At 50.6% G+C, this 13,006-nt stretch carries 12 protein-coding genes; 10 read left to right on the top strand and 2 right to left on the bottom strand.

Features of this window, described 5'->3' with window-relative positions:
* Positions 1–1,104 (bottom strand): ligase-associated DNA damage response exonuclease, encoded by a 1,104-nt coding sequence (locus tag IEY24_RS31410; RefSeq protein ID WP_188939257.1) that lies wholly within the window; start codon positions 1,102–1,104, stop codon positions 1–3.
* Positions 1,105–1,277: 173 nt separating this feature from the next.
* Here IEY24_RS31410 and IEY24_RS31405 point away from each other — a divergent pair, with 173 nt between their 5' ends.
* The 9 genes from IEY24_RS31405 to IEY24_RS31365 all read left to right on the top strand — a co-directional run bounded on the left by IEY24_RS31405 (position 1,278) and on the right by IEY24_RS31365 (position 9,382).
* Entirely contained in the window at positions 1,278–1,670 is a 393-nt protein-coding gene (locus IEY24_RS31405; protein ID WP_188939256.1) for a DUF5618 family protein, read from the top strand.
* Between the two features lie 32 nt (positions 1,671–1,702).
* Entirely contained in the window at positions 1,703–2,872 is a 1,170-nt protein-coding gene (locus IEY24_RS31400) for an ABC transporter substrate-binding protein (RefSeq protein ID WP_188939255.1), read from the top strand.
* Positions 2,869–3,921, top strand: a complete 1,053-nt coding sequence (locus tag IEY24_RS31395; protein WP_188939254.1) for a FecCD family ABC transporter permease — start codon at positions 2,869–2,871, stop codon at positions 3,919–3,921. Before IEY24_RS31400 ends, IEY24_RS31395 begins: the two co-directional genes overlap by 4 nt.
* Complete coding sequence (locus IEY24_RS31390; RefSeq protein ID WP_188939253.1) at positions 3,918–4,964, top strand: ABC transporter ATP-binding protein; 1,047 nt, start codon at positions 3,918–3,920, stop codon at positions 4,962–4,964. Before IEY24_RS31395 ends, IEY24_RS31390 begins: the two co-directional genes overlap by 4 nt.
* A gap of 66 nt (positions 4,965–5,030) precedes the next feature.
* Positions 5,031–7,028, top strand: a complete 1,998-nt coding sequence (locus IEY24_RS31385) for an ArnT family glycosyltransferase (protein ID WP_188939252.1) — start codon at positions 5,031–5,033, stop codon at positions 7,026–7,028.
* Positions 7,029–7,044: 16 nt separating this feature from the next.
* Positions 7,045–7,455: a hypothetical protein gene (locus tag IEY24_RS31380; RefSeq protein ID WP_308420653.1), complete on the top strand. Its 411-nt coding sequence runs from the start codon at positions 7,045–7,047 to the stop codon at positions 7,453–7,455.
* 15 nt (positions 7,456–7,470) lie between these two features.
* Positions 7,471–7,875: a ketosteroid isomerase-related protein gene (locus IEY24_RS31375; protein ID WP_188939251.1), complete on the top strand. Its 405-nt coding sequence runs from the start codon at positions 7,471–7,473 to the stop codon at positions 7,873–7,875.
* Complete coding sequence (locus IEY24_RS31370; RefSeq protein ID WP_188939250.1) at positions 7,872–8,474, top strand: GNAT family N-acetyltransferase; 603 nt, start codon at positions 7,872–7,874, stop codon at positions 8,472–8,474. The genes IEY24_RS31375 and IEY24_RS31370 overlap by 4 nt, the downstream gene beginning before the upstream one ends.
* A complete protein-coding gene (locus IEY24_RS31365) occupies positions 8,471–9,382 on the top strand; it encodes a carbon-nitrogen hydrolase family protein (RefSeq protein WP_308420652.1) in 912 nt (303 codons plus the stop codon). The genes IEY24_RS31370 and IEY24_RS31365 overlap by 4 nt, the downstream gene beginning before the upstream one ends.
* A 54-nt stretch (positions 9,383–9,436) precedes the next feature.
* On the opposite strand, the gene IEY24_RS31360 is transcribed toward IEY24_RS31365, so the two are convergent.
* Complete coding sequence (locus IEY24_RS31360; RefSeq protein ID WP_188939249.1) at positions 9,437–11,026, bottom strand: tail fiber domain-containing protein; 1,590 nt, start codon at positions 11,024–11,026, stop codon at positions 9,437–9,439.
* Positions 11,027–11,533: 507 nt separating this feature from the next.
* On the opposite strand from IEY24_RS31360, the gene IEY24_RS31355 reads away from it, so the two are divergent.
* On the top strand, positions 11,534–12,964 hold the full coding sequence (locus IEY24_RS31355; protein ID WP_188939248.1) for a T9SS type A sorting domain-containing protein: 1,431 nt from the start codon (positions 11,534–11,536) through the stop codon (positions 12,962–12,964).
* Positions 12,965–13,006 lie beyond the last annotated feature (42 nt).

The following is a 13,006-nucleotide window of genomic DNA, read 5'->3' as shown; positions in this document are numbered from 1 at the left end:
CTAAAAACCGTCTTTGTCCGCATTCACCTCTCCGCCGAGTTCCTGTTTATGCTCCTGGTAAGCATCCTGGCCAGCTGCTGCATCCTGCACGGTTTCCTCTTCTTCGTTCTCATCCTCATTGCCGTACATTGTATTTACCTCCGCGGCTTCAATGCCGTTTTCATTGAGCCAACGCGAATAAATGCTGGTATAACCATGCGTAACGTATACTTTTTCAGCACCGGTTTCTTTCACCGCCCGGTTCAGGTCAGGCCAGTCGACGTGGTCGCTCAATACAAAACCCTGATCGACCGCCCGGCGGTTCTTGGCACCTCGCAAAGCCATCCAGCCCGAGCAATATCCGACCGAATAGGGTGCAAACTTTCTGATCCACGTAGTCCCATCCGCAGACGGCGGTGCCAGCACCAGGGCGCCTTTAAATAGTTTACGGTCGGTTTCCCTGGTCACCAGCGTAAGTTCCGGCAGGCCAAAACCTGCCTCACGCAACCGTTCATTCACGGTATAAATGGCCCCGTGGGCATAAATTACAGCGTCCTGCAACTGAATGTTTTTCAAAATCCGCTGCATTTTCCCCAGCGAATAGCCCATTAATACACTGGCCTTATCATCGGCCCGGTTCTGCGCCCACCAGTCGTCGATTTCCGACATCACCTGCTGCTGCGGCTGCCATTTATAGATGGGTAGTCCAAATGTAGACTCGGTGATGAACACATTACATTTCACCGGCTCAAAAGGCGTTGCGAAATGGTCGTCTTCCAGCTTGTAATCGCCGCTGGCCACCCACACCTCGCCCTGGTACTCGACCCTCACCTGCGCCGAACCAATAATATGGCCTGCCGGGTGCAATGAAAACTTCACGCCATTGATCATGAATTTCTCGCCGTACCGCACCGTTTGCAGGTTAATATCCCGCCCGAGCCGCAGCCGCAAAATGGGTTCGCTGTCCTTGTGGGCGAGGTAATGCCGGCTGCCCCACCGTGCGTGATCACTGTGCGCGTGTGTGATGATAGCCCGCCCAACCGGTATCCACGGATCGATATGGACATCGGCGACAGCGCAGTAGATACTTTTTCCGGTAAATTGTAAGAGTGGCTGCTTCGGCATACTCGGGAATTTATCAAAAGTATGCCAAATGCCCCGCGAACCAGGCTGTAAATGTCAGTTGTACGCTCACTTTTTACCCTCGCCACAAAACCTTCCGAAATTTATTCGCAACTTGAATGTTACTTTATTTGAATGTGTTCGTATAAAGGTTAAATATAAACCAACACAGCACTATGGAAGAACTACACAGTCTTTCCTCCACACCTGCGCAGGAAGCCGAACGCTACCTCGACAACGCGCGTAGGATCCTGACCGAAAAAGCCGGCAAGAAGGACGGACTCTATGCCGATGTCAAGTATGTTAAAATGGCGGCAGGTACGGCCTATTCGGCTGCATTGCTTATTCTGGATGAATATCTCCGGCAAAAGGAAGGAATTCATTTTACCAAGCCAAAGAGTATTGAGGATTATATGACACGGTTGAGAAAGTATGACAAAAAACTTCTAAGAATACTTGCCAGTGTCTATGATGAATTGCATCTCGCTGGTTACTATCACGGCACCCGGTCGGTGGATACAATGCAGAAAGGAATGAATGGTGTCAAGCAAATGCTGAACTATATTTGAGCCAAATTTGACTCAATCACTCATTACCAGCAATGTCCAAACTCCCCTATCTGCTCATCCTGCTGACCTTGCTCATCCACGGCTGTACACCATCCGGAAACGAGCAGAAAGAGCAGTCGGCCGCTGCCGATACCGTCACCCAATTTGTTAAAACCGAAATACATCATGCACGGGGATTTGGAATAAGGTATTTCAAAGATTTTAAGCTGGTGAGCATTATCAATCCTTTTGGCGGACAGGGCGATACTTTACAATATATTCTTCAAAGAAAAGGAGCCGTTACGCCCGCTGATTATTCGCACGCGCAGCGCATCGAGATACCAGTAAAAAGTCTGGCGGCGATGTCGTCGATGCACATCGGCCTGCTGGGGTTTCTGGATGCCGAGAATGTACTCACCGGCCTTGGCAGCTTGCAATACGTGTATTCGCCGAAGGTTATCGAATTGATCAAGGCTGGAAAAATAGCGGAAGTAGGTCGCGACCAAGGCCTGAATGACGAGAAGGTGATCGAAATGCGGCCCGACCTCGTAATGACAGTCGGTAACCCCGGCGGAAAAATGGATCATTACCGCACGCTGAGGGAAGCCGGTATACCTGTCATGATCAATTCGGAATGGGTGGAGCAAACGCCCCTTGCCCGTGCCGAATGGGTGAAACTCATGGCTGCATTGCTCGATAAGGAAGGGCTTGTCAACAAAAAATTTGCACAAGTGGAAACAGAATATGAACGCCTCTCGACGCTTGCCCGGAAAGCGACAAAAAAGCCCACGGTACTTTCCGGAATGAATACCAAGGACGCATGGTTCATGCCTGCCGGGAATAGTTACATGGCCCGGTTCTTCGACGACGCCGGCGCCGACTATCATTGGCACGATTCCCCCGCGACGGGCAGCCTTCCCCTCAGCTTTGAAGCTGTATATCCTTTCGCCCTGCAAGCGGAATACTGGCTCAATGTCGGTTTCGACAGCCGCGACACGCGAAGAAGCATCATAGCACAGGATCCCCGCTACGCCGACTTCAAGGCAACTCAAACAGGCAGGGTGTACAGCTACAACCGCCTCATAAGCGACCAGGGCTCTAACGACTTCTTCGAATCGGGTAGTGTGAATCCGCACACAGTACTGGCCGACATGATCCGTATCTTCCATCCCGACCTGCTCCCGGACCATCAATTGGTTTACTACAAACAGCTTCCGCAATGATGCAGCCTATTCAAAACAGAAGCTGGGCATTGCTTTTTCTGGGGATTCTGGCAGTCACCCTGTTCTGCCTGGATATTATGCTGGGCTCGGTGGCGATTCCATTCAAAGAGGTATTCCGGATCGTCACAACAGGCGAATCAGAAAACCGCGCCTGGCTTTTTATCATTGAAAAAATACGTTTACCTAAATCCATTACCGCTATCCTTGCCGGCTGCGGACTCTCCGTGAGCGGGTTACAAATGCAAACACTTTTCCGCAACCCGCTGGCCGGACCTTCGGAGCTCGGCATTACCGCAGGTGCGGGCCTGGGCGTAGCGGCAGTAATGCTAGCAGGCGGCGGCAGCGCGAGTATGTATGCGATAAGCCAATTGGGGATTACAGGAAGCTGGCTTATCATCGGGATGGCTTCGCTGGGGTCGGCCGGGGTTTTAGGGCTCATTCTCCTCATTGCCGGGCGTATCCGCGACAATGTGATCCTGCTCATCGTGGGCGTCATGATCGGCACCATTACGCTATCGATCATCAGCATCTGGCAATATTTCAGTCAGCCCGAGCAGTTACAGGAATACATTATGTGGACGTTCGGGTCGCTGGGCGGTGTTACGGGCTACCATTTATATGTACTATCGGGTGTTGTCGTGGCTGGTCTGCTGCTTGCATTCGCTTCTTCCAAATCGCTCAATGCGTTATTATTGGGTGAAAATTATGCGAGAAGTATGGGGCTCACCGTCGGGCGGACGCGCCTGCTGATCATGCTCAGCACAAGCTTGCTTACCGGCAGCGTAACTGCCTTCTGCGGGCCTATCGGCTTCGTAGGCATTGCTATACCGCACATCACCCGCTCCCTGCTGGGAACATCCAACCACCGGATGCTCATTCCGGCGGCTTGTCTCACCGGCACTGTATTGCTCCTGCTCTGCGACGTCATCGCGCAGCTTCCCGGCACGCAAACCGTAATCCCGATCAACGTCGTGACATCCCTCCTTGGTGCTCCGGTGGTAATATGGATTATTATCAGGCGCAATAACCTCCGTTCCTCATTTTCATGAACAATCATAAGGCCATCGTAGAAACCCGCTCACTAGCGATCGGTTACCGGTCGTCCGGCGCGGCACGAACCGTTGCGACGGGACTGAACATACAGCTCCGGGCTGGCAATATGGTATGTCTGCTGGGGTCGAACGGTGCGGGCAAATCTACTTTAATGCGTACGCTGAGCGGCCTGCAACCGGCATTGTCAGGCGAAATAATGATCGATGACCGCCAGCTGGGCACTTTGAAACCCGCCGAGCTCGCCCAAAAACTCAGTCTCGTGTTGACCGACCGGATCGAGGCGGGTAACCTCACAGCCCGCGAAGTCGTCGCATTGGGACGCACACCTTACACCGGCTGGCTGGGATCGCTCACGAAGAAAGATCATTTCAAAATAGCCCAAAGTATTGAACAAACCGGCATCAGCCTGCTGCTTGACCGCCATATGCATCAACTGAGCGACGGCGAAAGGCAAAAGGTAATGCTCGCCCGCGCGCTTGCGCAGGACACGCCGGTGATCCTGCTCGATGAACCGACAGCTCATCTTGACCTCCCGAACCGCGTTGAAATGATGCGCCTCTTGCACACGCTTGCACGTGCCACGCGCAAGGCGATCCTGCTCAGTACGCACGAGCTGGACCTTGCATTGCAAACCGCCGACGAGCTCTGGCTAATGCACCCCGATGGCACCCTTCTGGCAGGATTACCCGAAGATCTCGTACTGAGCGGCGCATTTGAAGCCACATTTGCCCGCAATAGCTTTTCTTTCGACCGCGCTACCGGCACGTTCATCATTCATCAGCCGCTGGACAATGCCCAGATTTACCTCGAAGGCCCGGAAGGTCCGCTTTTCTGGGCAAAACGGGCGTTGCAAAGGGAAGGGCTCGGGATCAGCAGGTACCGGGATGCGCCTTGCCTCATCCGGGTCGCAGACGCTAAAAATGGTTTTGAGGCCGAAATAATCTTCCAAAACCAGACTTTCAAAGTTTCTTCGGTTCAGGCGCTTATTGTGCAAATGCACCTTCTTTTCCCCTCCCACGGCCGATCCGCAGCGAGCTAATGCGGTTCTTTACGACGAAATAGTTAGTTTGCGGTTCGTATTTGCCGAACAGGACTTTTCTTACGTATGATCCTTTTGATCCCAACGGCGATGGTGCTGGCCACAGCCAATTGTTATGTGGTATTTTACAGAGAGGCGGACCAGTCTTTTCGCCGTTCGCTGATTTCCGCCGCCATTCTCGTTTTCTTATTCATTGCCATCAGCACCGAGGTTTTAGGATTGTTCAACCTGATCAACCGCTTCGCCGTTACGGCGGGTTGGATGGTATTCAATGCTGCCCTGTGCGCAACCTGGTTGAAACTAAAAAGCGCTCGCGATATGACCTTCGGGTCGCTAGCACAGCCCTGGCTCGATAGCACGCGTAACTTTTACAGGGAGCTTGGTCCGTGGACGGTCATCATGCTGGCGGTGCTCTCCTTGATTACAGGGATAGTCGCTGTCATGGCTATCCCAAACAACCAGGATTCCCTCAGCTACCACCTTAGCCGGCTGGGTTATTGGATACAGCAGGGAAATGTGGCGCATTACGCGTCGCACATCGAGCGTTCGATCTCGTTCAGCCCGTTTTCGGAATACGTTCACCTGCACACGTTCCTGCTTTCGGGCTCGGAGCGCTATTTTCAGCTTTTGCAATGGAGTTGTCTGGCCGGGATACTGGCATTGATTTCGATGATTATCCGGCTTTTTTCAAAATCACTTGCCGCACTTCGGATAGGCTTGTGCTTTGCCGCCACGCTGCCGATCGTCGTTCTGGAATCGATGACGACACAGAATGACCTTGTAGTAGCCTTTTTTATCCTTGCCACAGCATTTTTTGCTTTTGACTATACCCAAAATAACCGCCTCACAAGCCTTTACCTCATTCCGCTATGCTGCGCGGTGGGTATGATGACCAAGGGGACATTTCTCTTCTACGCGCTCCCGTTCGGCGGATACCTGCTGATTTCCACGGTGCAAAAGCCGGCATTTCGGCGACCGTCGCTCCGAAAACACACGGCCGGATTCGTAGCCGCTTCGCTGATCCTTACGCTTGCGCTAAATGTGCCCTACTGGTACCGTACGTACGAAATCTTCGGGTCGCCCGTCGGGACGATCAGTGCGGGCAATAAAAATACCTTTACCGGGCCGGCGGATTATGTTTCGTCCGTCAGCAAGCACGTTTTTCTACATCTCGGCTTCGTGTCGCCCGGCAACCGGTACAACGATTTTCTCCTCGGCCAGCTCAAAAATCTTCACGGAGCGATGGGAGTTCCCCTCGATATACCGCGCCTAGGAATGCCATTTAAAATGAACAAGCTGAATTTCAATGAGGATTTTGCTCATAATTTTTTCGGCATCTGGCTCGTCTTTCTGAGCATTCCGCTCCTGCTTTTTGCACGCTTGCCCAGAGCCGCCAAATGGTATGGCTGGCTTACTTTTCTAAGCATTCTGATATTCTGCTTTTTTATCAGTTATCAGACCTACGGCTCCCGGCTACATATTCCGTTCTTCCTCCTGGCCGCACCCATTGTGGGCCTTACCTTCGGTACCATTGTGCCCGCATGGACAGCCAGATTGCTCCCTTTTTTACTCTGGGCGGCGGCGCTGCCATTTGCATTGCTCAGCTCGGCCCATCCGCTGCTTTCCACAAAATGGTTTTTTGAAGAAATATTTCCCCCAATCAATTCCGGATTGCATCTGAACGTTCGGATAGATGGCGCCAACCTGAACCTCAAACAGGAAAGCGTCCTGCACGCTAACCCGGGTCGGTTATTCTGGGGGGATCACTGGCCTGCCTCCGAAGCACTTTTACAACGCGTGAACGCACTCAATCCGCAAAAAATCGGTTTCATTTTTACGGAAGCCAGTTTCGACTACGCCTACCAGTTTTTTTTGCAAAAACCCGGACGGGAATTTGCCCATGTGCTCGTCGGCAACGCGTCGAAGGTATTGGAAGGTCCTGCATTTCAGCCGGATGTGATCATCGCCGAGAAAAGCGAAGGGCCGGGATTTAGTTACCATGGAAAAACCTATGGGCTTACGGTGGAAAGTGATGGTAAGTGGCTGTATGTTCCGTCCAAATGATCCTATTCAACAGTTTATGATGCTATTAAAAAACAAGAAGAACCTGCTGCTGCTCGTCCTGGCGCTTATTATAGGCTATATCGTCTACGATTCCACATCGCAGCCCACCGTAGCCGATCTGAAAGGCGGCTTCCGGGAAGTGGCACTGTATCGGAATGAAAATAATACAGGGCCGATCGTACGGATATATGCCGTGAGTGTGCAGGACACGCTTTCGAAGGATATGCTCAAATACGGCGATCTGATGCCGTATACCAAATATGGCACCACAACGGTCTACTTTTTCAATGCCGCAAAGCCCGTCCCAAGCAGCCTGGTTGCCAATGAGCCGCATTTCGATCCGAGATTCTCTCCTAATTGTCTCGCAATCTATCGAAAGGACGCAAATGGCCAGGTTTCGCTGGATCTTACCCCAAAAAGCTTTTAAACAAATACCCAAAAAATGACTGCACTAGAAACCGTACAGCAATATTATGCAGCCTTCAACGCCAGAAACTGGAAAGGCATGCTCGCGCTGCTACACCCCGAAGTAAGACACGAGGCCAACCAGGGCGACGTGCGCATAGGATTGGAAAAGTTTACCGCATTTCTTCAAAAAATGGATGAAGCCTACGAAGAAACGCTCACCGACATGGTGTTTTTCTCTGAACCGCAGGATAAACGCGTTGCCGTAGAATTCGTCGTGAACGGCATTTATAAGCAGGCGGAAGAAGGCCTTCCCGAAGCGCACGGGCAATCCTATGTGCTGCCTGCCGGAGCATTCCTCGAAGTGACCGACGGCAAAATCAGCCGGGTAACGACCTATTATAACCTGCCGCTCTGGATCGAGCTCGTATCGCGACCATGACTGCCCAACTGACCTTTGTACAAAAAACCGGGGAGAGGATTGCGGACGTTTTTGACGACCTGGCCCGCCTCCGCATTGCCGTTTTCAGGGACTATCCCTATTTGTATGAAGGTAGTGTGGAATATGAAAAGGGCTATTTGCAGACTTACCTGCAATCGGGGCATTCTTTCCTTTTTGCCGTTTACGACGGCAATACGATGATTGGCGCTACGACGTGCATTCCGCTGAAAGACGAAACGGCCGAAATCCGCAAGCCTTTTGAAGACGCGGAGTTCGATGCAGGCGCCATCTGCTATTTTGGCGAAAGCATTCTTTTGCCGGCTTACCGGGGGTTAGGGCTCGGTCATCGCTTTTTCGACGAGCGCGAGGCGCATGCACGAAGCCTGGGCGGCGTCAAAACCTGCTGTTTCTGCTCCGTGGACAGGGGCGAAAATCATCCGCTTAAACCCGCCGGCTATCGCTCAAACGATGCATTCTGGCTAAAACGCGGATATCGGCAAGAGCCCGCATTGCAAAGCATCATGGAATGGCCCGATCTCGGGGAGTCCGTTTCGACGCCCAAAACCATGATCTTCTGGACGAAACCGCTCAACAAATGAATATTATGCAGCAGGTAACCGTTGCTTCGGCGCAATATCCTATTACCGAACATACGGACTTCATATCATGGCAAAACCACATCGAAAAATGGGTGGCAGATGCCGCCATCCGCGGTGCGGAGCTGCTCCTTTTCCCGGAATACGGGGCGATGGAGCTTGTCAGCATTTTCAGTCATGAGATCCGAAACGACATTCGCCGACAAATACACGCGCTGAACGACCTGAAAGCCGACTTTTGTGCCACATTCGAAGCGCTTGCACGCAAATACAAGGTCATCATCGTCGCCCCCAGCATTCCCGTCGTCGAAGAAGGGAAAAAGCTGAACCGGGCTTTTGTCTTTGGCAAGAATGGCCTGGCCGGGTACCAGGACAAGTTTTTTATGACACGCTTTGAAAACGAGCATTGGGGCATCGAAAGTGCACCCAAACAGCTAACGGTATTTGAAGCGCCATGGGGCAAATTCGGCATCCAGATCTGCTACGACGTCGAGTTCCCGCTGGGTGCGCAAAAACTCTGCGAAGCCGGTGCGAAATTGATCCTCGCTCCAAGTTGTACCGAAACTATCCGCGGCGCTACCCGCGTACACATAGGAGCACGTGCCCGCGCACTCGAAAATCAGGCTTACACGATTGTTTCCCAAACGATCGGAGAAGCGGTCTGGTCGCCCGCCGTAGACATTAACTACGGTTTCGCGGCATTCTACACCACGCCCGACAAGGATATGCCCGAAGAAGGCATTGTCGCCACCGAAACGGCGCAGGTGGCAGGCTGGCTGATCCAGAAAATCGATTTCCCGCTTATCGACGAAGTCCGTCGTGACGGGCATGTGTTTAACTTTAAAGATCAGGCACGGGTGAAAATGGAACTGGCGGAGGGGCAGGTTTCCATCATTTACAAAACCCTGTAAATACAAAATAGCGGCACCCAAATTGGACGCCGCTATCCTTTTCCACTTCTACATCTATCTTGCCGTTATACCCGATGGCTGAACCAATATCTTATCAAGCCTTGATTCGATCATTGTCAGTTGGTCATGGATATCCTTACTATCTGCCTTAAAAGCCGCATTTTCAGCTTCCAGCTTCGCGTTCTGGTGTGCCAGTTGCTTCACCGACTCGATCAGGTGAGGGATCAGGCCTGTGTAGTTAAGCGATTTAAAACCCTTATCATCCGTTTTTACGAGTTCAGGAAAAAGCACTTCCACTTCCTGGGCTATCAGCCCGGTTTGCAGGCTTTGATCTTTGTCTTGATCCTTCCAGTAATAATGATAGCCTTTGAGGCCGGCTAACTTTCGGAGGCTGGCCGAAAGTGAGGAGAAGTCGCGTTTTAGACGGCGGTCGGAGAATTGTGTCAGTGTACCTCCCAATGCTCCATTACCCGCATTGTCAACATAGAATCGCCACGCGCCGTTGATAAAAAATCCGATTTGGGCGTCTGTTTTCATGCCCATGAAGCCATCGGCAACATTTTGGGAATTATTGAAATAGATCCCGGACGTCGCTCCATTATGCTTGATGCGCATGCGGCCACCAACGTCAAGCGGAAATTCCGGGGTTACCACATTCCCTCCCACACCTAAATTTCCGTTTCTCAGCATCGTCAAACCACTTTTTCTATCATTGTTTGCCGTTCCGTTTCCTATTTGAAATACGATATCTGTTGGTTTCATACTTGCCGGATCCGCCACATCTGGGGAGTCGTTAAACATTCCGGCGGCAAACTGCCCTCTAAATCTGCTCAACACACCTATTCCAAATGCGGTACTGGAAGGCCCTGAGGCATTAACATCCAACCCTATAGCAACGGAGTTACTACCAGAAGCCACTGCGTTTTGGCCAAATGCAGTTGATAAAAGGCCTGATGCGGATGATACCAGCCCCATTGCAAAACCAAAATCGCCAGTTGCTTCAGTATTACCACCAAATGCAACTGATTTTGTCCCAATTTTAGGTTCCTCCCATTTCCCCCCAAGTGACTCCCCTGCCCTGAATGCTCCTTTGAGAGGATACCAGATCAATCTATTTCCGTCTCCAATTATAGGAAGAAAATATTTTTTAGCATCGGGATCGTTTAACACATCCGGATCATTCGGATCAATATCCGGCCCGAATCCATCTTTTTGCACCACCGGAAACCCGTCGTTCCATTTCGTTGCTTCCGCTGCCTGAATGGCATACGGCACACTTAGCATTTGCGTCGTTCCCAGGTCGCTATACGTCGTTCCGCCCAGCGGGTCCATTTCGAGTTGAAGAAAGTATGGGAACGTTTTCCACGATATATCCGCAAACTTGCCGCTCACAACAGTTCCACCGCCAATTTGAATGTTGAAAATACCAATGGTGTTTGTCTGGCTTGTGTGCGTTTCCTGATAGACTGTAGTTCCCCCTGCCGTTTCGGAATGTACCGTTGTGCGAACGCTTATCGTCGCATTCGCCGCTACTTGGCCATCTGCCTTTCTTGCAACACCCTGGAAGCTGAACTGCTGCGGAGCCTGCGCCAGAATGAACAATCCTCGCAGGACCAGCATCGTACAAATTAAAAATACCTTCATCGTCTGTTTTTTTAGAGCCAGGAATCAGAGGGGCCGTACTTTCGAACCCGGACAAAAAAGAGATCGAGCGAGGCCGGATCGCGAAAAAAGTGACCAAGCGGCACAATCGGATATACCATCGGCAAAAGTAGGATTTTGCCAAGAGATCACGCGCCAACTAAATTGTATTTTTACAATAGTCCACCATGAACCAAAAGAGCCAGCTCCGAATTGCGTCAAAATGTTTAGAAAAAGTCTGATTAAGAATAACTCATCGATAAAAATAGTTTTAATACCACTGTAAGTTATTATAAATCAGATAGATAAAAATACATGTACACGATGATCAATAGTATTTCTATCACCCAGAACAACAAAATCCATAGCATTCAGTACTATTTTTACGCCAACGTATAGCTATATTCAGTTTAGCAGAAAATACTTTACCGTTAACTATATAATTTAATTATTTCAAGATATTGGAATTATATTGATCTAAGATTATTTAGTCACTAAACGTCCTCTATCATGAAAACTTTTTACTTGTGGATATGGATTGCCCTTGCGGCAATTTCTATCCATTCCAAATCTTACGCTCAGTGTGAGCTGGTTGACCCCGCAATTGAACTTAACAGTGTTTCCCCCAATGGTTCAGATTGTATCGTAAATGTCAACCTCTCGTTTACGATCAATAAAAACAACGGTAACAAGTTTACCTATGTGCATTTATGGAAGCCCGCCGATTATCCAGACATTGATTACAAAAAGGCACCCAAACTGGCCGACCTTGGCAACGTACTTGCAACCCTGGCTATCGACACCGATGGTGCGATATCATTACTATCGAGTTACAGTGCCGACGCAAATGTGATTCCTCTATTTACTGGGTTGACCATTCTGGAAGAAGATCTGGGAGGTGGATTATCCCGCATAACGATCGACAACATTCAATTTCCGGTTCCAGGCGCATGTGAAACGCTTCCAATCCTGAAAGGTGACGTCTGGTCAAGCCAGGCATCGAGTGCGAACCCTCCGGTGCACTGCTATAATGAGGACTTCGATCTGCGAATCAACGACCCTGTGATTACCGGCAAGATCAATTGCAACGAACCCGACGGCCCACGCACATACGATCTCGATATCATCTCTACCAGCCCGACCGCATTTGAAGTATCATACACCTTATATCTGGACGACGGCGTTTTAACAAACGGAGAAACAACTTTCGGCGCGGGAGATCTTCCTATTTATTCAAGCGGACCGATCAACCTGTCGGCTTCGCAGCCAATCCAGAGCAAGGACGAACCTTATACGTATGCTTTCCTCGAAGATAAACGTACGATATGGGTGGTATTGACCGGACCAAGCCTGCCGAATGCGATCGTGGCCGAACTCCAAAACGGTTGTACCATCACATTACCCGTAACACTTGCACGCTTCAACGGATCCCTGCTCGACAACGCGGTGAGCCTTTCTTGGACGACGACCGAAGAAGCAGGCAGCAGCCATTTCGACATCGAAAGAAGCGCTGACGCGAAAGAGTTTATCCAACTTGGACGCGTTCAGGCAAAGGGGAATTCGGCAGCCACCCAGCAATACCGGTTTACGGACACGAAACCTATTGCCGGCAACAACTACTATCGCCTTCGAATGGTCGATACGGATGGTAAATTTGAATATTCGAGGATGATCGCCATCGATAATGGTGCCAATAGCGTTGCATTCGAACTCATGGGTAATCCGGCGTCGGGAAGAGAAATCAAATTCTTGCTCAAAAACGAAAATGCTTCGAATGTGAGTCTTTTCGACTTGTCAGGGAAGGCGATACGCTTTTCACTCAGCCAAACAGGCAATGAATTTGTTCTGAAACCCAGGAACGGTATTTCATCGGGTCTTTACATTCTCTCCCTGCAACGCAGCAACGCCAGTGCGCTGACCAGAAAAGTACTCGTGCCCTAACTCTTCACGCTTTCAATTAGACCCCCCGTCGAAGCACTTTCG

The sequence above is a fragment of the Dyadobacter endophyticus genome, assembly GCF_014641595.1.
GTDB lineage: Bacteria > Bacteroidota > Bacteroidia > Cytophagales > Spirosomataceae > Dyadobacter > Dyadobacter endophyticus.
This window is presented reverse-complemented; position numbering and strand designations above follow the sequence as displayed.